This is a genomic window from Aliiglaciecola sp. 2_MG-2023 (genome assembly GCF_030548145.1).
Classification (GTDB): Bacteria; Pseudomonadota; Gammaproteobacteria; order Enterobacterales; family Alteromonadaceae; genus Aliiglaciecola; species Aliiglaciecola lipolytica_A.
The window spans coordinates 47,113-70,640 of sequence record NZ_JAUORY010000006.1 but is presented as its reverse complement, the minus strand read 5'-3'; the positions used below and the strand labels follow the sequence as shown (position 1 = coordinate 70,640).

Genomic DNA, 23,528 nt, shown 5'->3' with positions numbered 1-23,528 from the left:
AATTAGTCTTATGTATAGTGTGTAGTGAAAATTTATGCAAAAAAATCCAGATAGCTTAGTAACCCAGTATTCATTGATTGCTGCATTTGGCGGATTTATATTCGGTTTGGATGCTGCCAATATCTCAGGAGCGATCCGCTTTGTTAGCTCGTTGTTCGAACTAGATAGCATTCAACAAGGTACCGTAGTGGGGTGCGCATTGCTGGGTGTGATTGTAGCACTGCTATTTACTGGCACCCTATGCGACAAGTATGGACGCTACCGCGTATTACTGGGAATTGGTTTTACCTATTCTTTATCGTCCCTTATATCAGCTACTGCGGTGAACTATGAAATGCTGGTTGTTGGCCGCTTTATTGGAGGCGTTGCATTTGCTTCAATAACCGTTTCAGCAATGTATATCGGTGAAATCGCACCTGCTAAAAAGCGTGGAAAGTTTGTTTCCGTTAATCAATTTATGATTGGTTTAGGGTTGCTAGTAGCCTTTGTAGTTAATTATTTCTTGCTAAGCGCTATGGATGATATTAGTTGGATTAACAAAGACAATGTTTGGCGGGTAATGTTAGGAGCCGAGCTAATTGCTAATGCGGTTTGGGTGACTTTATTGTTTCGTGTACCTGAATCGCCACGCTGGCTTATTAAACAAGGCCGGGATACTGAAGCTAGAACAGTTTTTAGCAAAATTGCTTTGCCTGAAAAAATTGAACAATTGATCAACGAAATTAAACACAGTCTCAAGGAAGATGTAAAACTGAATACCCAAGGCCAGCTAAAGCTATTGTTCAGTCCTCGACTACGATTTGTACTCTTGATCGCAGTTTGTTATGCCATCGTGCAAGGAGCAACTGGTATGAATGCGGTGTTATTTTTTGCGCCTATGGTATTTGAGCAAATAGGGATGAGTGTTGAAGATACATTTATGCAAACCATTACTATAGGTGTTGTTGGTTTGGTAGCAACACTTATTGCTATTGGCTTTGTAGAAAAGCTTGGTCGACGTATTTTGACTGTAGCTGGCTTGCTTTTAGTTGTTGTCGCGCATGGTTCCACTTGGTTCGGTTTTAGTCAGGCTAACTATGTTTTTGATGAGACAGCAGTGGGTAGCATAACTAGTCAATTACAACAGCAAGGAATCGAAACAGACAAAATTGAACAACTTCATGGTGAAACTTTTGCCAACGACGTAGCGCTAAAAAGCAAACTAGCTGAACTGTTCAATAATAAAGACCTCCCTATGGTGAGTGGAATTATCATCAAAGCCACCATAAAAGGCGTAAACGCACCTCTTGTTTTGTTTGGTATTTTTGCCTTTTTAGCTGCATTCAATTTGTCAATCGGTCCCATAATGTGGGTCATATTTTCTGAAGTTTTTCCCAATGCGGTACGCAGTGTCGCGCTACCTTTCGCCGCATTAGTGCAAACTATTTCATCTTGGTCTATTCAACAATTCTTCCCTTGGCAGCTAAACAACATGGGAGTCGCAAACATCTTCATGTTATATGCGGTCATTGGCTTTATTGGATTGATAATAATGTATTTCTTTCTGCCAGAAACGAAGGGCAAAACGATCGAAGAAATTGAACGCGAATTAGCAAAAGTCTAAAGGAAAGAACGTGCAAAAAATTGACTGTTTAATTATAGATTGGGGAACCACAAACTTTCGCGCATTTGCTATGTCAGCCAATTATCAACTTGTCGAAACCAAAGAGTTGAACCTTGGGCTATTACAAGTAGAACAAGGTAAATTTGCTGAAACCTTAAAGCTAATGTTGTCACAATGGCTACCTGAGTATCAATCGCTACCGATTTACATGGCAGGCATGGTGGGTTCAGCAAAGGGATGGGTTAACGTTGATTACGCTCACACTGCGGCAGGTTCAAATGAAATCGCAACTAAGGCTCATTGTTTTCATTTACCTTGGGGCCCCGAAGCCGTTATCTTTCCGGGAGTTTGCCATCAATATGAAAAAGAAAAATTTGATGTGATGCGTGGGGAAGAAGTGCAGTTACTCGGTTTGGCAAAACTCCTAAAAAAGGGCAGTTTTACTTCGGTTCTACCTGGTACTCACAGTAAACATGCAGTGGTAGAACAGGGTAAATTGAGCCATTTTTCTAGTTATCTAACTGGTGAGTTTTATGCCTTGCTGTTAAAGCACAGTTTATTAGGCAAAGGCCTCTCACAAAGTCCAGCTTTCGATGAGCGCGCTTTTTATGAAGGGGTTGCAGACGCCAAGGATGCCACGTTGGTTAATCGCGTGTTTTTGGCCTGGACCCATCGTCTTTTTGGTCACTTAAGTGACCAACAGGTTCCCGATTACCTATCAGGACTACTAATAGCACATGAACTTGAAGCCTTATCCACTAAACAACCGATTTATTTAATTGGGGGCGGCAATTTATGTGACCGTTATCAATTGGTTTGCAATAAATTGAATATTAACAACGAAGTTATCTCTGGCAACGAATGTTTCCTCGCTGGAATGATCAATCTAATTGAGCTAATTAAAAACTAAACGAGTTTACTTATGACCAAACAAGTTGATTTAACAGAGCAATTACCGTTAATTGCAATAATCCGCGGTGTTACACCTGACAACGTCATTGACGTGGCAGGAATACTTATTGAAGAAGGCTTTACAATGATAGAAGTCCCTCTTAATAGCCCCGATCCTCTCACCAGTATTCGCGCTTTGGTAAAGGAATTTGGCTCTGAGTATTTAATTGGTGCAGGAACGGTTACTACGCCAGAGTTAGCCGCTAAAGTTATTGATACTGGGGCTAACCTTGTTGTCACACCTAACTGTGATCCTAAAGTGATCAGCATGTGTGTGAATGCTGGATGTGCTACTTTTCCAGGTGTAGCGACACCAACCGAAGCGTTTACAGCAATCTCAGCCGGTGCCACTGATTTAAAATTGTTTCCAGTTTCTATGTTTGGAATTGAAGGGATGAAAGCGTTAAAATCTGTACTACCTAACGATATCAAGCTTTATCCGGTTGGAGGCATTAACCCTAGTATTGAAAGTATGCAACCTTATATAAAAGCTGGAGCCGCTGGATTCGGGTTAGGCTCAGCCCTATTTAAATCAAGCATGTCTTTGGATGAAATTCGCAAAAGCGCGAGAAGTTTTGTGCATAACTTTCGAGAATGTGTAAATAATCACTGAAATGTCACCAAAAATAAGGATATTTTGTAATATAGAATTATTTATTACTGGAAAGTTAGCGGCTACACAAACATAATATGTTTATTATTTTAAAATAAAAAAGTACAAAATATGAGTGAACTAGTTTATTACGACTTAAAACGTACCGCTAAAATGACACCCAGCTTGTCAATTCAAGTAGCTCGAGAGCTTGGCAGAAGAATTGTCGCTGGTACTTTTGAAACTGGTAGTTTAATCGAAGACGAAAATGCCTTGGCGGAACGTTTTCAGGTGAGTCGAGTGGTGGTGCGTGATGCGGTTAAAATATTGGTCGGCAAAGGGTTGTTGGACGTCCGCCGAGGTATTGGCACTAAAGTACGCCCACGCAATGAGTGGACCTTATTAGACGATGATGTTTTAGCATGGCACATTACTGCCACGCCAAGATTAGATTTTATAAGTCAACTGATGGACATCCGTTTAGCTTTTGAACCCAAATCTTCTCGCTGGGCTGCTGAACGTGCTACCAAAGAAGATATCGCAGAAATTGAAAAGGCCTGTGAGCGAATGGAAGAAGAATCAGGCTCATTAGAGAAGTTTGTTGTTGCCGATGCACTTTTTCATAAAGCAGTATTGCACGCCGCTCACAACGAGTTTTTAACTGCTATGGAAGGTGTGATTTATTCTGCTTTATTGGTCAGTGTTCGTATTACAAATAAGGATCCACGTAAGAACAGTGATTCAGTTGCATTTCATCGTGAAGTTTGTGATGCCATTGCTAGAGGTGATGGGGATAAAGCTGAAAAGCTGACAGAAAAACTATTAAGAGACGCGATTCGTCGACTTAAAGAAGCTTTTGGTAATGATCAGTTTAAAGAATCACTCTAATTCGTCATTCATCCTACTGAATAAACTTATTTGAGCCCTGTTTAGCACATAACGTCAAATCTTCCTTGTGCTGCCTAAAGGGGCTCTAAACTCCCATAAAAGTAAATGCACCTTCAATAAAGTTGCTTTTATCTGTTATTGTTTTTATTTTTAACATCATACCTATGCTATAGTATGATGTTATAGTAGATCTTTATAGTTATTAACCTATTTGACGGTAAGTTACCAGCAAGTATATGAGTAACGATGGTTACGCAAGTAGATAGCAGAATAGAGGTTTAGCATACCTAGAATTTAATTATGGGTTGGTAGGCGGCTGATAAATCGAGTGCCAAATCACTGAAACTGAACTAAAACCTAAAAGCAGGTCAACGATGAGTAATAAACAATATTTTAAAAGAACACTTATTTTCAGCGGTCTAACGTTCACTTCAATGCTGGTTGACGCAAGCGCGTTACTGCCGTTATCAGATCAAAACAATACTGGTGGATGGGTACTAAATACCGATGTAAGTGATGAGTTCGACCATGAAACAATAGACGAAAACCGCTGGTTTATCGTCGGAAAGTTTAAAAACGGCAAGCCGCAATACATTCATCCAGATAAACCTGACAAATGGGTATGGAAAGGCCGAGCACCCTCACAGTTTTCCGGCCGAAATTACCGCCTAGAAGAGGGGATGTTAATATTGGAAGCGCGCTGGGAGCCGGAATTTCCGTTTACAGAAGAGGTCAGAAAGCCAGTATTCGGTAAGCCAATGAAACATGAAAATATTACAGTCCCGTGCTTAATAAATCGACGCGCTTTTACCTATGGATATATTGAGATTAAAAGTAAATCGGCGGATGCTGAAATTACTAGTGGTTTTTGGTCAATGGGACCCGGCTTAGAAATCGACTTTTTTGAGTCTTTTGGTGATAGTCGAGAAGATCCTAAAAAAGACCATCTAGATAGTCAGTTGTGGTGGTCAATTCGTGATTGGAAAAAACCCCTTGGCGGCAAGCCAAGTTACACAGAAAGAAAAGATCTTGGTTTTAGAATGGCGGATGATTTTCATGTCTACGGTATCGAATGGGATGAAAATGGTATGAAATATTATGTAGATGGAAAGTTACTATCAAGTGTAACTGCAGAGCAAGTCACGCAATGGGCCAAAGAAAACAGAGATGACTTACCCGAGAACTATAATGGTTATGTGGCTACTCAACCAATAAACCTTTGGTTAGACATGGAAACATTTGCTTGGCATGGCTATCCGAATAGCAAAGAAGATTTAGAATTGAATAGTCCTGAAGGTGAAAAAGATGATGGGGTTGTTGATTTTGCCGTTGAATATATTCGTGTCTGGCAAAAACCATCTCATTTAGGTAAATAGTACAAAAGCCTTTTTTAAAAAATTGGCAGCGGATATTCTATTGTATTTCTACATGATATCCGCTGCCAAAGACTTCATTCAATATTACTGCGCCTTTACTTCCAATAACAACACGCCCTCTGAAGGTAATTCAAAAGTAGCGTCCATTGAATTGCCAGTCATCATATTCTGAACCGATACCGGTTGGTTATTATGCAATGACAGCTTTAGTTTGGCGGTATTGTGACCGACATTGAGTATATTAACCAGGTAACTTCCATCCGGCTGAGAAATAGTGCGCCACATGGTTGTTTTGTGACCTAGTTGATTGTCTTCCTTAATAATTACATCCGGCTTACTGCTATCTTTAATTTCGGCAAGTGCAGCTTGTTTTATTTCTGCAATGTCTGTCGTGCCTATAGTAATCAGTTTACCTTTACCCGAATCTAAACGTTTGGTGCGTTTCTGGCCATATTCGTTTAAAGATAATGCTTTTTGAGTATCAAGAATAATTGTTCCACCACTATCTAGGTATGACTGTAATGTTTCAAATTCCGCATCGGTAACAAAATTATTTCTGTAAACAACGATCACGTCCCAACTACTATTATCTTGTTTTTGAATAATGTTCTTGGTGGCAAAACCTAGAGGAAAGCCTTCGAAAAACATGGACTCATACAGTTTGTAGCTTTGTGACATATAATCGTCGATGTTAATTGCAGTCGTTTCTGAATAGAAAAAACGTAAAGGGCGACGTTGTTCGCGCAAAGCCACAATCTCTTCTGAAAAACTATTTAAGTCATACATAACCTGCGTAACTTCGTTAGTAACATGAGGTTGCATATTGTTTGAACCTGCATAAGCTCCCCCAAGACCTGGGTCGAAAAAGTTTAGTTCTCCTTCTAAACGGTCCTCGGGCGACCCATCGGGATCGCGAGCCCAGAACCATCCCATATTTGCATCCATTCCAAGTAAAGTGGCTAACCAATACACACTTCTAACATAGCTCGTACGCGTATCTAAATCACGCCATTGACCAGAGGATAAAAAGTGAGATTCAGAGTTAACGTTTATTTTGTCAGGAGCCACTGATTCCATAAAGTCATGGAACATGGCGACGAGTCCCCAGTGGTAAGAGTATTTTTCCAACCATTCCGATGATTTGCCTGGACGGATATTTTTGCTGCCAAAGGATTTGGCATCATGGCCAACCATTGTCGTAAGTTCCGCTAAAGCTTCGGTATCTATACCTCCTGAGCGTGCATTATCCATGAACATCCGCGGCATAATTTTAATATGGGTATCGGCGTCAGGGTTAACAGCATGAAGCTCACTTTGCATAAATGTAAACCAGTCAGTACTTCTGTCCATATTATAACGGGTCCAGTCATACCAAATAGGCTTCCCCTGCAAAGCGGGATCAATGGGAATTTCAATCTCGACTTCATCAAAGTTCTTAAATTCACTTTGCCAATTCCCGTTAAGCTTGGCTATATCATTCGCGTATTTTCTATCTAACCAACTACGAAATTTATTTAAAGTGTAAGATGAAATAGAAGTCATTTCTTGGAAGTTATGTGTCCAATGGTTTTTTTCAGCATACCAGTGAGGTTCATTGGCCAAAACAAATCCCAATTCTGTTACTTTCTTGCCTTTCGTTAACTCGCCAGTGCGGCGAATAATTTTACTCCATAATTTGCGTGCAAGTGGATTGTCGATATCAAATCCGGTAAATAGTGACCTACCCTTTCGTACCTCAGGTTCTTTTTCCTCAACCCACTCAGGAATACCCATTATCCAATAGACTAAAAAGCCAATATTGGTATCCGGTATATTTGTTAGCTCCTGCATTAACTCCTGATCAAAAGTCCCATCTTCTTTGAGTAAGAACGAATTGATAGCGCGATCATGGTCAACCGGATATAAATTCTCACCGCCATGATAAAGTGCGCCTAAATGATCGTTGTAAACATCAGTATTGGTGAGAGGTTGCCCCACTGTTTTTGAAAAGTAGTCATAGGGAAATATTGGTTTACCATTACTAACAAACATATTGTCACCGGACTTAGTACCTTGCCAGTCGACCTTATTAACCGGGCGACGTTTAATTTCACCACGTAACTCCTGACCAAGTATGTCAATACCCTTGTCCAAAATTTGAATAACCTTTTTACGTTCGAAATCTGGCAACTCGGCAGCAAGCCTCACCTTGTCTTTTGCATAGTAACGTTCGTAACCAAATGCCTTTTCTAAGGTCTCTGGGTTGGCTTCATCCCAGTTAGCAAATTTCAAAAATTGTTCAGAAAACCAGACGATGGTTTCCTCTCTAGTGACATCTATTCCTTTAGCACGAGCGTCGTTCATCATTGTTTCAAGTTGCTTTAGTCTCACTCGTGCTTGCTGCTCTAAGGAACTTATTTGTTGTTCTGCTACTTGTGCTGTATTCGATTTTGATTCAATGGACTTAGTGCAGCCAGCAGTTAGTAATAATGCTGAAGCTATCGATGCTGCCAAAAGGTGACGTGTCATGACTTTCCCCCAAATTAAAAATATCAATTTATTCTTTCATGTTAATTTTATGTTTCTTATTTAAACATATCATGTTTAAATAAGTCTCACTAATAAAATTTATTGTTAATCTGTTTGTTTTTGTAAAAGTGGCGTAACAACGACGTACCTAGTGAGTTTTATAGTAAGCACACTGATATCGCTGTGAATGTTAAGAATATGTGCCACTAGGTTGCAATGGAATTAGTGAAGTTATCTGAATAAAAATAGTTTAAAAGGTCGGTGGATAATGTTTAGTAAAATTACAAAATTATTGTTGATTTCTTTTGTGCTGGCGTCTACGTCTTCAAGTATCGTTGCCGCAGAGCCTACATCAGACAGTAATAACATGAAAAACCCCAATGTTTTGATATTGATGTTTGATGACATGCGTTTTGATACTTTTTCCTATCGTGGAGGACCTGTTAATACACCAAATATAGATGCGTTAGCTGCTGAATCAACGCGCTTTGACAATGCTATGACAACAACAGGTTTATGCTCTCCGTCGCGAGCAGCACTTTACACGGGGCGCTGGGGACATAAAACTGGATTAGATGACAATGTTGAATTGTATTCAACCCGTTTAGCTGAGCTTGATCTCAAAGAGGGAGGGGTATTGCGCCGCGCGTCTGATGCTGGCTACTTAGTCGGTCATGTTGGGAAATGGCATTTGGGCGCGCGCGGAACAGAGTTACGTGGTGCAGAAATAGACTTAGCGCACGGACATGAGGCTCGAGAACGTTTTGCACGAGTTTATACCCCATATAGTAAAGTGCCTAAAATAGAGGGATATTATCAAGGAAAATTGGATAGCCGCGGGGAAAAGCACGAGTACTATATGACCTTAGACGGAGGATATGAGGACACTGCGGCCTATCAAAAAGTAGTTGCAGGAAAAAAAATGCTCAAACAAATGGCAGAAGATGATAGACCATTTTTTGGCGTAATTAGTTTTAATCAACCTCACCCAGCCTATCGTGTACCTGAACCTTACGCAAGCATTTACGACCCCGCGTTAGTTGAACTACCTGCCAATCATTTATCAAAGCGTGTATTTAAGCCGTTAGCGCAGGATGGTATTTGGTGGCCTTGGCATGACGTTGGTCATATGTCAGAAACAGACTGGCGCAAAGCTCGTGCTTTTTATTATGGGGCCATGGCGATGGTAGACAGAATTGTAGGGGAATTACTGCAAGCTGCAAAAGATGAGGGTGTTTATGACGATTTGCACATCGTTCTTTGGGGCGACCAAGGCAGTATGTTGGGGGAACACACTTTATATGACAAAGGACCGTATGCATACGATGAACTTATGCGTATGCCGCTGTTAATTAAAGACCCTGAATTACAGCCCAGAATAGTTAAACGTCAAGTATCGGTCTTGGATATTACTGCCACACTTGCTGATTGGATGACATTAGAGGCAGATGGTGACGAAGACGGACATACGTTGATTCCCCTAATGGAACAAGGAGATAAAGCGGAAGAAGGTGAAGTTGACTTATCTTTGTATGCTTATGAATGGTACAACGGCAACTGGTTTGGAATACGTGCAGTACGTACACCTGACTTCAAATTTGTTTGGAATCCTGGGGATAGTCGAGATGAATTTTATGATCTCAAGAATGATCCTGGGGAAGTACACAATCTAATCAAAGATCCTAAGTACAAAAAGCAACGGGCTGACATGGTCAAACTGCTGATATCTGAACTGGAAAGAGTTGCCGATCCCTCATTAGAAAAATTAAATTACCACGCGAAAGCGTATTTATAAGTTAAACCTATTTTAAAGAAGATAAGTATGAAAACTAAATTAAGTAAATACCTTTTCTCTGCCTCAATACTCCTAACTAGCTTTGTTGTGGCTGCTGAGCAAGCACCACGGCCTAACATTCTATTGGTATTAACAGATGATCAAGGTTATGCAGATGTTGGGTTTAGCCAATACGCGAGTAAGGATATTCAAACACCGAATTTAGATGCGCTAGCCAACTCAGGCGTCACATTTGATTCCGCCTATGTAGCACATCCTTTTTGTGGCCCAAGCCGTGCGGCATTAATGACTGGGCGATATCCGCATAAAATAGGTTCTCAATTTAATCTTCCAGTTAACGGTTCCGATACGGGTATAGATACCAATGAAGAGTTTATCAGTAAATCTCTTCAAAAAGCGGGCTACTTTACTGGGGCAATAGGTAAGTGGCATCTAGGTGAGCAGCCACAATATCACCCGAATGTTCGTGGATTCGATGAATTTTACGGTTTTTTAGGGGGCGGGCATAAGTTTTTTCCGGCTGATTATCAACCTAGATATGAACACGTAAAAAGCCAGGGAGTAAAATTTATAAATGACTATATTACACCGCTTGTACACAATGATGTTGAGGTACGTGAAACCGAATATCTAACCGATGCTTTCTCTCGTGAAGCTGTAAATTTTATTACTAAAGCAGCTGATGATAAATCTCAGCCATTCTTTTTGTATCTTGCGTACAATGCACCTCATGTTCCTTTGGAGGCAAAGGAAGAAGATTTAGCTAGGTTTAAACATATAAAAGATAAGAAGCGTCGTACTTATGCTGCAATGGTGTATGCCGTTGATAGAGGCATTAGGGAGATTGTTAAAACCTTGAAAGATACCGGTCAGTATGACAATACCTTTATCGTTTTTCTAAGTGATAACGGTGGAAAAGTTGAATTTGGCGGGGTGAATAAACCATTAAGAGAAGGTAAAGGAAGTGCGCGCGAAGGCGGACACCGAGTACCTATGATGATGCACTGGCCGGCAAAACTGAAACCTGGAAAACGTTATCCTCACCCGGTTTCTTCATTAGATTTTTATCCAACCTTCATGGCGTTAGCTGGGGCTAAAATACCGGAAGATAAAACACTTGATGGCAAAGACATCTGGTCACATATCGAACAGGGTTCCAGTGCGCGGAAGGGGGAGAGCTTATATGTATTGAGGCATAGAAAGGCTGCCCACGATGTGTCGGTAAGACGAGACCAATGGAAAGCAGTTCGAACAAAAGTAACTGGAAAGTGGCAGCTATTTAATATTGAGTTAGATATTGCTGAAAAAAATGATTTAGCCAAACAACACCCCGAAATATTACAAGATTTAGTCAATGATATCGCCCATTGGAGTTGGTCTAACGTCCCACCTAAGTGGTTTCATCAGCATTGGGAAGGAGATCAATGGCGTAACGACAATATGCCCAAATTTGGTGAAACTTTCACGGTCGACTAATTAATAAAAATAATCGTTATGGAGTTTAGTTTGAACTGACTTTAGTCGTCTATAAGTTGGTGTGAGCTACGGTAATTACGATATTACGTCACTTCAAATGGGAAACTATTATGGTAAATAACTTAGGTGTAAAAAACAGTTTGGCTATGGTTATTTCTGCTGTGTTAATGATAACAGGTTGCGAAAACACAACTATTGAATCAAATATGTCAGAGACAAAACCTTTAAATAATGATTCCGCTTCGCTTTTTACAGAATCAGAATCAATCATGCAACTTGAACAAAATTCACGTAGAAAGTGGGACAACCCCCAAATAGTTGACCTTGATAACGATGGATATTTAGATGTAATAATTACCGAGCATGCTCATGCTGCGAAAATTTTGTGGAATGACGGGGGCAGGTATTCGGAATCAAAACTGCTAATAAGTGGGGATACGCACGGTATAGCTGTTGCTGATTACGATGGCGATGGGCGCATAGATATCATTGTTTCGCAAGGTGGTGGTGGCGGCACAAATCCACGTTTACCGATTAGATTTCAAGTCAATCCAGACCGCACCTTGGAATCACTAGGGGTTTATTCACATTTTGAACGCAGCCGTGGAAGAGCCGTGAAGTTTGTTGATACTAATAATAACGGAGAATTAGATCTAATCACTTCAGCCTTTCCGCTTAAGTCGCAGAAGCAAGGGGGAAATTTTCAATACAGCAAAAATGATAGCAACGAATTCGACTTTATCAATTATCTTCCGCATGCCCAATGGTTGGGATATAAACTTTTAGTCGCGGATCTGAATAACGACAATGATACTGACCTCGTATTTTACGGTGGCAAAAATATGATTGCACTCTTAGGTGCTAATGGTTTGGAATATCAAAATGCCACAAAAGAGCTCTTTGGTGACCTAACCAATATCTCTCATACAAGCAGCATTTCTGCGTTCGATTTTGATAATGATAATGATCTTGATCTGTTGCTTACCCGTGCAAAACACCAATTTGAGGGGCAAACCTACTTCGATGATAAACGGCGACGCTTCGCTTTTTTTGCTCGCGGAAATAAAATGGATTACGAAGATTTGTTGATAGAGGGTGATCTTATTATTGAAAATTTACAAATGGCCTATCCTGATTTTAGTGTTTTCGTTGGTGCTAATAAATCAAAACTAACATTTGGTGACTCTGATAAACATGGACAAAAAGATTTTCAGTTAACTTCCCTAGAAGCCACTGGTTTTCCTGAAGATACGACTGAAAGGGGCCTTTATATTGGGTACATTGGCGATGGGTATTGGCGCATAGGTGGGCTGACAAAATCGCCAACGTCCGCGGTAATTCTTAATGTGAAATCCACGCCAAAATCTACACAGCAAGAACAACTACCGGTTAAATTATTAGAGAATAAACAGGGTGTCTTTTTAGATGTAACTGAACAATTTGGTATCGACGTCGCTGAACAAACTAGCAGTGCGGCCGTTGCTGATTTTGACAACGACGGATGGTCAGATATTCTAATTATCCGCAATGGTGACTCTTCTCAAGCCAATCAACAAATATTCTATAAGAATATTAATGGTAAGTATTTCGAACTTACTGACAACCACGGTGTTATATCTGCTGAGTTGGGAGCGACAGGGCAAGGCGCTGAAACGTTTGATTTTGATGATGACGGAGATATGGACATTCTCTTTGGAAATCAACGCGGCCGTTGGCATTTATTCGTTAACAATAGTAACGCACTGTCGAAAAACAATTTTCTAAAAATTCGTGTGGGGAATTCGCCGCGTCAAAACAGCTCTGCACAAAATGCAGTCTTACGTTTAGAGGCTTGTGGGAAAAAGTTCATACGCTATGTTGGTGCAAGTTCTGCGGCATTTTCCCAAAGCTTTGACACTAATTTGCACATAGGTCTTGGAAATTGCAGCACTATTGATAAAGCGACTATTACTTGGAGCAACGGCGAATTGCTTAACTTAACAAGTTTAACAGTTAATCATTTAAACAAAGTGGGTAGCTAATAAACCCAAAAGCCGTCTAACCAATTATTGAGGCAGCGCTACACGTGGTTATGAAACAATGACCATGCTCAGTGTTGCTTTCCCACACCATATTACGTTTTTAGGGTTCTAAAAACGTCCACAATATCAAAAAATCAGACTCAAATTACAAATATGCAACCTTTGAGTAACAATTTGTTGCTAATATAAACATCATATGTTTATATTAATAGCATGGAATCCATTTGTTAATAAATGCTTTAGTAAACGTAGATTTATCTACCGGGTACTTACCACTAAGAAGACAGGCCAAACTAAAAATGAATATAAAGTGCATAAGAACACACCACGTAAGATGCAACTTGGACAACCCTTTTGGATTTTCCCAATGGTATTACGACCAACGTAATGTGTTGATAGTAGAAATCATCGCCGATAATGGCGTGACAGGTTGGGGGGAGTGCTACGGTCCCGCAGCTGTTATTGAAGCGGCAATCGAAAAATTCTATGCGTCAAAAATACTAGGTATGAATATTCTGTCGACCGAAGCAATTTGGCATTTCATGTGGCGCGCTTCATTAGATTTTTCACGTTCAGGAATCATGATGGCTGCAATGTCGGGTATCGACATGGCACTTTGGGATGCAAAAGGGAAAGCTCTAAATCAAAGCGTTGGTCAACTAATGGGTGGCTCAAGTAGAGATAAAGTACCTTGTTACGCGACAGGTATGTATTTCCGAGATTTACCTGAAGATAATCTGCTAGAAGTTTTGGTAGACGAAGCCCTTTCTTATGCAAAACAAGGCTTCAAAGCAATGAAAATCAAAATAGGTAAAAACCCTAATTTTGATGAAAAGCTAATTGTTGCTATGCGTAAAGCGTTACCTAAGACGATCTTAGCTGCTGATTCGAATCACGCCTATGACCTACCAGAAGCAATAAAAATAGCTCGCATATTAGATGATAATGATTATGCGTGGTTTGAAGAACCATTATCGCCAGAACATCCAGATTTGTTTACGAAGTTACATGAAAAATCCAATATTGCTATTGCGACCGGTGAGTGTGAACAAACACGTTATGGTTTCCAGCGACTTATTAGTGCCGGAGGCGTGCAGCTGATTCAGGCTGATTTGGGATATTGCGGTGGTATTAGTGAAGCACTAAAAATTCGCGCTATTGCTTCTTCTAATGGACTCAACATGATCCCACATGTTTGGGGTACTCAATTAAATTTAGCTGCTGCTACCCATTTTTTATCGACTTCTTACAGTGAACCTGGCCGAGCGGAGGAAAAGCCTCTATTCCTTGAATATGACCGAACAGAAAACCCATTGAGAGATGAGCTATACACAACCAATGTGGAAGTGCTGAATGGACACGCGATCGTACCAAAAGGGGTGGGGCTTGGAGTAGAGATTGATGCTAAAAGGTTGAAAGAATTCACTGTTAAGCAAACAGAAACGGTGTTAGCTGAGGGCTAAAAACCTCTAGACCGTTAAATAGTATTTTGAATATTGAACACGACGATAAACAAACGTGGAGAGACCACATGACACACAATTTTAAACTCAACGCAATATCAGCTGCTGTTATAGCTACTTGCTTTAATCTTCCGGTGTTAGCTCAAGAGCTAGAAGATGAAGTAGAAAAAAAAGAACTCGAAAATGAAATAGAAATCATAGAAGTTACTGGATTTAAGGGGAGTATTCAAAAAGCGTTGAACGCCAAGCGCTTTAGTGAAAACGTCAGTGACTCTATACATGCAGAGGATGTAGGAAAGTCAACAGACCAAAATATTGCTGATGCTCTGTCAAGAATTACCGGTGTAACCGTTCAAGAGGATTCCGGTGAAGGAACAAGGATTTCAGTGCGAGGTGCTGGTCCTTCTATGAACCAAATTTCGATTAATGGAGTAGCTCTCACCGGTGGTATAAGTGATCCCTCTGGCAATGGTAGCAACGACAACAGTATAGATTTAAGCTCCTTCTCAGCGGATATCCTTTCTTCCGTTGATGTAGTAAAAACAGCCGCAGCAGATCAAGACGAAGGCTCTTTAGGGGCTAACGTAAACTTGAAAACAGTTCGCCCTTTGAATTTAAACAAACCACGTCGTTCATTTACTGTTGAAGGTCGTCATAACGAGTTTGCAGATGATCAAGACTTTCGGATCAATGCGAGTTTTTCTGACAAGTATTTTGATGATAAGTTTGGATTTATTATTACGGCTTCAAAAGACACTCAGAACACTCGTCAAGACAGAATAAATACTGGTTATGAGCAGGGGGCAATCCCCATTGCCGATTTAGCCGATGCCACTAATTTGCGCAAAGCGACAGATTTGGAATCTGGAATGCCTATACGTGTTTTGGGCTATCAGCGAGATGCAAATGGCGAACTATTACTCGATGCTCAGGGGCAACGACAACTCAATCCTATTGAAAGTTTATTAGATTATGATCCTGCGACACAAAAATTGGTCGAAGGCGATTTATTCGTTTTGGCCAGAGACAGCGTAAATTTTAGTTTAAGTAATAATAAGCGAGAGAGATTTTCAGTCTCTAGCGGTTTTCAGTACCGTCCAACAGACACAACAGATATTCAGCTTGACTTGACCTACAGTAAGCAACAGGTCTACACAGATTATCAAAGTTTGGTTATGAACATTTCACCCGATAATTTAATACACCCAGGAGATGATAATGTTGCGTTGAACGTTGTTGATTTAAATACAAATACGCTCCAACGCTCTACCAGTCGCTCGATTTCGGGGGGCTTTAATCGTACAACAGGGTTACGAGAAATAGATACAAAAGTAGCGACCCTTGATATCAATCATGAACTTACCAACGATTTATCAATGAGCTTTCTAGTAGGTTATTCAAAAACTACTGACGAAACCCCAGATGATAATGAGGCAGATAGATGGTTATCAATTGGAACTGCTACATGGGGTACTGCGGGCAGAACTATTGTTGAAGCTCAACCTAGCGAACGTTTAGAACTTGTGGGTTACGACTGTACTCAGGGAAGCACGAGAGATTGTAATTACTTTACTGGAACTCAAAACGCTATCTTTGATGCTCTTGATGGTTCAACTAACTATGTTACGAGCAGGTTTAACCCTTATGACCTAGAACACAATCATCTTGGAAATCTTAATTTCCGTAAGAATGAATTAGTTGATGAGAATAAATCTGTCTTTTTAGATTTCGATTGGGTTTTGGATTTCGAACACGTAACTAAAGTTGAATTTGGTGTGAAGTGGGCGGATAGGTCACGCTCTGTAAGCATAAACAATACTAATGTAACAAATGGAGCTGAACTGATTGATGTTGATGATCCTTCCGCAAATTTTGAGGTCAGAGGATTAGGGACAATTCGTGTTGCTGATTTTGTTTCAGGAGAGGCTTTCCCATACAACAATTTCGCAGAAGATATTCAAGGCAATCGCAGTAATGCCTTTTTTGGTGGTTGGGCGCAATTAGATGCAGAAAAAGCCTTAGAGCTGGTGGGTGGTAAAGATGCCGGTGAGTTAGGGGTTCGACATTCTAGGGCCGGTACACGAGAGATTGCGACAGAGACTGTAGCCGCATATTTCAAAACTAATTTTGAATTTATGGACGGAAAACTAACAGGTAATATCGGTGTTCGCTATGTTGAGGATAATACTGATGCAACAGGGTTAGGTGGTATAAATTATATTCGCTTCCCACAAATGCTTGACCCCTATGATTTGATTGTAAATAGAGGTTTGGCGAACATGGATAATCCTGCCTGCCCAGAGGCAGTTATTGCAGAAGGAAGTGATACTCGTTATACCCCTGCTAATGATGATCAACTGCGTAATTGTTGGTCATACACTATTACCCACGCTTACAACTTTAATAATGCAGCGACGATTCCGTTTGAATCATCCACTGGTGAATTTGTTATTCCAGGAGCTGATGGTATTCCAGGGCCGGATGTAAACCGAATGCTGTTTGTCGATGCCTCAGGCAATATTATTATGAGTAACGAATTGCCGTCACAGATATACGACCGCAGTGGTAATTTGGTGCCAACCAGTGCTTCAGATTGGGCTCGTTTTAATTCCAACGGATTAATATGGCCATTCCTTGACAGAAGCACAGCGTTTACTGGTCCTAATGGAGATGGACAAGAAGTGCAACAAAGAGAGGCTGCGGTATCTGACAAAGCGAAAAACAAACAATGGTTACCTAGTCTTAATCTAAATTACGCTTTGAATGAAGACACGATTGTCCGTTTTGCGTTAACAAAAACAATGACACGTCCCAATTTTGATTCATTAAATCCAGCTAATACTATTCGCGAAAGTCAATTTAACGCGAGTAATGGTAGAGCCGGAAATACCGGTTTGAAAAATTTAACGTCTAAAAACGTAGACTTTTCCTATGAGTGGTATTTCGACGAATCTGGTTTGTTATCAGCCGCTCTATTTTATAAAGATATGAGTAACTTTGAAGAGAATATTGTGACTCCTTTCCATTATAAGGACGTGCGAGATCAAATACCGCTGGAAAATGCCAATTTGTTGTTAGATTTCGATGCTAATCGCACACCTGGAGATGCGGATAAATGTCACCCTCATCGTTTACCTGCTGGCTTTTTCAATCAATGGACGATTGAATGTGATGTGGCCAATATTAATTTTGTTAAGAATGGTAAAGGTGCCACCATAAAAGGTATTGAAATTGGTTACACACAGAACTACAACGAGCTACCTGGTTTACTTTCTGGATTAGGAGTTAGTGCAAACTATACCTATCAAGATTCAGAACGTGATGTTGAATTAATCGGCACAACTGGTCGAACTTTGCGTCCACTCCCTCAGCCATTTACGCCCAAACACTCAGCTAATTTTACTTTATTTTGGGAAAAAGACGGAACGCAAATGCGTTTAGCACATCGTTACAATGGTGTCCAAGCAGTCTCGCAAAGTGGTTTTGGTGCAGTATGGCAAGATGCAACTAATCGTCTCGATTTTAGTGCTAGCTATAGAATTAATAAGAACTTTTCTCTGACCTTCAACGCATTAAATTTAACTGATGACACAATACGCAATTTCTTTACTGCAAGCGGCACAACCGATGTGACTAACGCGAATTCTCAAGAAGTCGTATTGGACGAAGGAAATGTTCTTGATAACAGCGATGTTACGCGTGACAGAACAGTGGCGGCATTTAAAACAGGGCGGCAGTTCCGCTTCGGTTTGCGCGGTACTTTTTAGTTAATTAGATGAACAATTATTTTAGGGCGCTGAGCTCAAAGCTTCAGCCCAAAACAACAAAATTTTGGAGAAGTAAGATGAAAGAACACTTACTAAAAAATACGCTCATTACCGTTTCTATTGCCGGATTTCTGACAGGGTGTGGAGGTACCGAAGAAGGATATGACTCGGGTTTTAAAGCGCAAGATCCTGTGGTGATTTCTATGCCTGAAATCTCAGCTAGTTTAACTGAAGAAACTGGTATCCAAGAAATAGATTTGTTAGAGGGAGCGACGGCGGGCGGTGAACCTTTAAACGGCAATATCAATATTTCCGATTTAAACTTTTCCGTAGATCAAAATTATCTCACACCTGATGTCCCGTCGGGAGGGGTTGCCAATCAACGAGTTTCTCCTTTTACAGAAAAAAATGGCAAATTAATCGTCGATACCGATATGTTCTCTGATTTCTTAAGTACCTGTGATGATACAGATAGACGAGGTGGACCTAGAGTAGATGGTTCACCAACACCTGATGGCTTTTTAGATTCCCCTCCAGTGGTTACATATACTATTGATTTTGCAGTTGATAATGGTTTTAAACTACAACCGGGCGAGTCACTACCCAGACGCACATTAACGTTAGACGTGAATGCGGTATTTGATGGGGTTGTAGGCATAACTGCGCAACCCGCTAGAATTTTGCTTGGTCAAGAGTTTAAGTTATTTGCAACTGTGTTGCCTGAAAAAGCCTGTGCGCCTGAAGTTGGATTTGAAGTTGCGGATACCGATATTGCCACTATTGATGCTCAAGGTAACGTAACCACAAAAGATGTCGGCCAAACCACAATTACAGTTACAAGCTTGGATGATCCTAGTAAAGCGATCACGGTTGACTTGGAAGTTTATTCAGAATTTATTGTCGCGATCACTAACAAAGATACTGATGAAAATGGTCTAGAAACCGACATGAAAGAAATTCCTGCCTGTGTTTCTGCTGGTTTCGATGTTTCTCCAACACCAGCCGCCGGTGAATCACTCTCTGGTAACTACGCCTATACCTGGGAGTCAAGTAATAACAATGATTTCCCTCTTATTGAAAATATTAGTTATGGTGAAAAGGGCTCAGGTCGATTTTCTACCGGTGATGAAACTAACGTTGGAGACTCTTTCACTGCAACAGTAGGTTTAGCATCTGGTGATACTGGTACTACGGCTTTGGCTAATGTAGAAGCGAAATTAGTAACCGCTACTATTGTAAAAAATGAAATGTGTGAACCGGGTATCTCAGCCCATCCCGCTGGATTTAACTCTGATTTCTTATTGGATTTCTCTGGTGCTAAGTGGGTTGTAGCTAGCGGTGGCGCGTCTGGGGGAGCGGTTGCGCAGTCCGATATCGCGTTGTCTGGAAACTCTGTTGAAATCACATCGTCAACGGAAGATTTCACTGGCATCTTGCAAGGTGTTTTCAATAAGCAGCGTAACTGGGCTAGCGCAACTTATGGTTTAGGAACAACATCCATTGGGAACACATACAGATTTGCAGTTTGGGTGAAGTTGCAGGTTGTTCCCGATACTGAAATACGTGTTGACCACACTTTGTTACCTTGGACCTATGAAGGCGGCCCGTCAGGCCCCGGGTATAATTTAAGAAGACCTGGTGCTGGCATTATGTCGGCCACACTTAAGCCAACAACGGAGTGGCAACTATTAGAATTTACTGATGCTAATGGCAACAGAGAATGGACTGTGCCTGCTATATGGAATGTTGTTACTGATGTATTTGTTACTTGGGATGTTTATGGATTACCAGCTGGTGAGACTATTCTACTTGACGAATATTCAGTGATTAAAGTCAATTAAAATTTGTTGTTATGGGTGCAAATAAGACCACTTGATTGTGAGTGGTCTTTTCCTTCAATTTAGTTGCTAAGTATAGGTGACTAAGGCAAGGAAATATATGCACTATCATCTACAAGCGTTCATCAAGAACTTGTCGCCAAGTAACTTCCGAGAAGATGTTTCCCTTAGTCTGCGAGAATTAGGGTTTCAAAAAGTTGTAAATGTTTACGCAATTCAATATGAAAAAAGAAAAATTTTTTGTTTTGGGGAAGTGTACTAGCGAAACCTCATACCGTTAACAAAATGGATTAAGTATGAAATTAGTTGTTTTACTATCGTTAATTATTTCAGTAATAACCTTTGGCTTGGTTGGATGTAGTTTAACTGAGTTGCAAAGATCACAAGAGGTGGTCAATTCTCACCAGTTGTTTGCTCAGGATGACACTTTTCTAAGTAATCAGAAAAACCTCAGAAAGTGGGATGCACCAACCATTGCTGATTTAGATCAAGACGGATATCCTGATTTGCTCCTAAACGATCATGGATTTAGTGTCAAAATTATTTGGAATAATCAGGGAGAGTTTGACGAGCCTTTCGATTTAATTATGGGGGATATGCATGGTATATCAGTGGCTGACTTTAATACTGACGGAAAATTAGAAGTTATTTTGGCTAGAGGAGGTGGGTCAGGTTCAAATGCGCGTAATTCAGTCATCTTTCAAATCGACAAACAGCGCAACATTGTCCAGCTTGCTGATTTTGATGAACCATTGGCAATGATGCGTGGTAGAACCGTTAAGTTTGTTGATCTCGATAAAGATGGCGATTCTGATTTAATTAACTTCGCTTTCCCATCACAAGAAAAGCAAGGTGCAAGTGAAAACTATCTGTATGAAAATGATCAAGGTAAAACGCTTCTCTTAAAAAATACCTTACCAGCCTCTATTCAAAATGGCCAAAAACTATTGTTGACCGATACCAACAACGACGGCTATGTAGATATTTTTATGTATGGTCAGGGTTCAGCAAAGTTATATCGAGGCGGACCCAATTTCATGTTTGAGTTTGCCAGTGAACAAATATTGCCCCCTAATATTCGTGATGTCACTGGGGCAGTAGAAATAGACTTTGATAATGATGGAGATTTCGATTTATTCCTAACTCGAGGCAAGGAATTTGAAGCTGGTCAAACGTTTTATAATGAGCCCACAAAAACCTTCGGATTTTATACCAAAAGAGGAAAGTTTGACTTTTTGCTTGAAGGTGTTGGCGATATTCTTTCACTAGAAAATATCCAGTCACAATGGCCCAACAAAAATATCTATATTGGTGAATCTGGCTACGATTATGTGTTTCCAGGAGAAACACATTCAGGTCGTGATATTCGGTTAGTGAATAGCGACGCGTTAGGATTTCCACAAACGCGCGATAAAAAAGGCACATACATTGGTTACGTCGGTAATCAAAATTGGCGCATTGCGGGTGATATCTTCTCACCCTTCACAGGAATTGTGCACGGTGTTGAATCTCAACCTATTGCTCCTCCTGACAATGGATTAACCAATCTTTTGCTGATTAATAATAAGGGAGCTTTCACTGATGGTACTAAAAACGCCAACCTAATGTTGCTCGAACATAGTATGGGAGTAGCCGTGGGTGATTTAAACAATGATGGCTATGAAGATTTAGTGGTTGTTAAACGAGGCGACTTAGTAAATCAAAATTCTGCCATATTGTATTTCAATATGGGCGATGGGCGCTTCGAGGAAGTAACTGACCATGGAGTTGTGACCACAGAGTTAGGTGCTATCGGAATGGCCGTCGATATTTTTGATTATAATCGTGATGGTCAACGAGATATTTTGATTGGAAATGAAAGAGGAAAATGGCATTTATTTGAAAATCAATCGAAGCAAACCTCTTTTGTCACAATTCAAGTTGGAAAATCGCCTGCTAATCAGGCCAGTCCATTAGGTGCTCGGATTCAACTAAATTCATGTAATGGAACTCAATTGAAAACAGTCGGATCTACAGGAGCTGCATATTCGTTAAATTACGTCACCAATATACAATTTGGGCTGGGCGACTGCGCCGATGAAGGCGCAGTAAAGGTGCTTTGGAGTAATGGAGAACAGCAATCAATCAAGCTAAGAGATGAATCACTGTATAAGGTAGGGAACTTTGTCAATTGATTTCTTAATTTAGCCTTTGATCCACGTACGAACGTAATCTACGGTCATAGTAGGTGGATCTTGGTTAAACTCCTCGCCGTCGAAGTCTTGAATATGTTGAGTCGGATCTAAGGGGACAAATCCATTACATTTGAATTCAGTAAAGGGCTTTCTTAGCCCTAACGATAATGCAACTTGCATAGGACGTTGCTTCCAAAACATGTTTTTTGATCTACCAACTTCAATATTGTCTACGTACCAAATTATCAACTCTGTGGTCACTTTTGCGCCGTATACATGGTAGGTTTTCCCTGGATCTTGCTGCAAAACATGCACATTCTCTTGCTCATGATATTTACCTGGACGGCGCCATTCTCGACCGGAAGGATTGGCTTTTGCGTTCTCTTTAGTTATTGCAGCATGTAGATTGTGATCGGTAATTTTTTCATTACCTGGAGTGAACGATTGGCGTTGCTGCATTTCAACAACATCTATTTCACTGTAACGCACGCTACCCGCTTCAAGTACAGAGTCATCAAAATTACTATACATCCAAAATGCAGGCGAAAACCCAGGAAATGTTGATACACCTTTTATGCGTGCTTCATAGTAGCCTAAAATTCCAGATGCTTTTGACTGCAGCATGGCAGATTTAAAATATAAAGTACTGTTCGCTATGCTTTTACCTTGCGAGCATGCATTACTAATGGTTCTTTTATGTTTATCATAAACCATTTTAATTTTTAACGAGCCTTGGCTTAATTCGGCATTTTCAGAGTTGTTCCAGGTCCATGTTTGCACATGCTTAGGATCTTCGATCCATTTTGTGTAGTCTAGTTTGTTGTTATTGAACTCGTCTGATCGCAGTTCATCAAGTATCCACTTTTCATCTTCAGTCGCATTCAACGGTCTAAATTCGTCGGCTTTAGCCAAGTTAGCAGACAAAGCACAGGGTAATAATGCGACGAAAATGCCAGTTCGTATTTTATAAATTACGTTGACCATAAATGGCTCCATTAATTAACACCAACATCGATTGCTGCTGGTAAGGGTTATTCTCGTTTTTCACTACCAATTAGTAACATGCGGCGTTTATT

General features: G+C 40.4%; 14 protein-coding genes. 12 read left to right on the top strand and 2 right to left on the bottom strand.

Annotated features, from left to right (window positions below; translation table 11 throughout):
• The first annotated feature begins 34 nt into the window (after positions 1–34).
• The 5 genes from Q4567_RS08090 (at position 35) to Q4567_RS08070 (ending at position 5,410) form a co-directional block, all read left to right on the top strand.
• A complete protein-coding gene (locus tag Q4567_RS08090; RefSeq protein ID WP_216049252.1) occupies positions 35–1,603 on the top strand; it encodes an MFS transporter in 1,569 nt (522 codons plus the stop codon).
• Positions 1,604–1,613: 10 nt separating this feature from the next.
• Positions 1,614–2,513 (top strand): 2-dehydro-3-deoxygalactonokinase, encoded by a 900-nt coding sequence (locus Q4567_RS08085; RefSeq protein ID WP_216049251.1) that lies wholly within the window; start codon positions 1,614–1,616, stop codon positions 2,511–2,513.
• 12 nt (positions 2,514–2,525) lie between these two features.
• Entirely contained in the window at positions 2,526–3,167 is a 642-nt protein-coding gene (locus Q4567_RS08080) for a 2-dehydro-3-deoxy-6-phosphogalactonate aldolase (protein WP_216049250.1), read from the top strand.
• 111 nt (positions 3,168–3,278) lie between these two features.
• On the top strand, positions 3,279–4,034 hold the full coding sequence (locus Q4567_RS08075) for a FadR/GntR family transcriptional regulator (RefSeq protein WP_216049249.1): 756 nt from the start codon (positions 3,279–3,281) through the stop codon (positions 4,032–4,034).
• 374 nt (positions 4,035–4,408) lie between these two features.
• Positions 4,409–5,410, top strand: coding sequence for a family 16 glycosylhydrolase (locus tag Q4567_RS08070; protein ID WP_216049248.1), 1,002 nt, complete (start codon positions 4,409–4,411; stop codon positions 5,408–5,410).
• 84 nt (positions 5,411–5,494) lie between these two features.
• On the opposite strand, the gene Q4567_RS08065 is transcribed toward Q4567_RS08070, so the two are convergent.
• On the bottom strand, positions 5,495–7,918 hold the full coding sequence (locus Q4567_RS08065) for a glycoside hydrolase family 42 (protein ID WP_216049247.1): 2,424 nt from the start codon (positions 7,916–7,918) through the stop codon (positions 5,495–5,497).
• 268 nt (positions 7,919–8,186) lie between these two features.
• Here Q4567_RS08065 and Q4567_RS08060 point away from each other — a divergent pair, with 268 nt between their 5' ends.
• The 7 genes from Q4567_RS08060 to Q4567_RS08030 all read left to right on the top strand — a co-directional run bounded on the left by Q4567_RS08060 (position 8,187) and on the right by Q4567_RS08030 (position 22,452).
• Positions 8,187–9,713, top strand: a complete 1,527-nt coding sequence (locus tag Q4567_RS08060; protein WP_303500042.1) for a sulfatase-like hydrolase/transferase — start codon at positions 8,187–8,189, stop codon at positions 9,711–9,713.
• A gap of 27 nt (positions 9,714–9,740) precedes the next feature.
• Positions 9,741–11,189 (top strand): sulfatase, encoded by a 1,449-nt coding sequence (locus Q4567_RS08055; RefSeq protein WP_303500041.1) that lies wholly within the window; start codon positions 9,741–9,743, stop codon positions 11,187–11,189.
• Positions 11,190–11,299: 110 nt separating this feature from the next.
• Positions 11,300–13,210 (top strand): CRTAC1 family protein, encoded by a 1,911-nt coding sequence (locus tag Q4567_RS08050; RefSeq protein ID WP_216049244.1) that lies wholly within the window; start codon positions 11,300–11,302, stop codon positions 13,208–13,210.
• A 299-nt stretch (positions 13,211–13,509) separates the two neighbouring features.
• Positions 13,510–14,673 carry a mandelate racemase/muconate lactonizing enzyme family protein gene (locus Q4567_RS08045; protein ID WP_303500040.1) on the top strand — a complete coding sequence of 388 codons (1,164 nt, stop codon included), beginning with the start codon at positions 13,510–13,512 and terminating at the stop codon, positions 14,671–14,673.
• A 68-nt stretch (positions 14,674–14,741) separates the two neighbouring features.
• Positions 14,742–18,440, top strand: a complete 3,699-nt coding sequence (locus tag Q4567_RS08040) for a TonB-dependent receptor (RefSeq protein ID WP_216049243.1) — start codon at positions 14,742–14,744, stop codon at positions 18,438–18,440.
• A gap of 77 nt (positions 18,441–18,517) precedes the next feature.
• On the top strand, positions 18,518–20,281 hold the full coding sequence (locus Q4567_RS08035; RefSeq protein ID WP_303500037.1) for an Ig-like domain-containing protein: 1,764 nt from the start codon (positions 18,518–18,520) through the stop codon (positions 20,279–20,281).
• A gap of 293 nt (positions 20,282–20,574) precedes the next feature.
• The gene (locus Q4567_RS08030) at positions 20,575–22,452 is read left to right on the top strand and encodes a VCBS repeat-containing protein (protein WP_216049241.1); all 1,878 of its coding nucleotides are present in this window, start codon (positions 20,575–20,577) and stop codon (positions 22,450–22,452) included.
• Between the two features lie 9 nt (positions 22,453–22,461).
• Here the strand turns inward: Q4567_RS08030 and Q4567_RS08025 are convergent, their stop codons facing one another.
• On the bottom strand, positions 22,462–23,436 hold the full coding sequence (locus Q4567_RS08025) for a family 16 glycosylhydrolase (protein WP_216049240.1): 975 nt from the start codon (positions 23,434–23,436) through the stop codon (positions 22,462–22,464).
• Positions 23,437–23,528 lie beyond the last annotated feature (92 nt).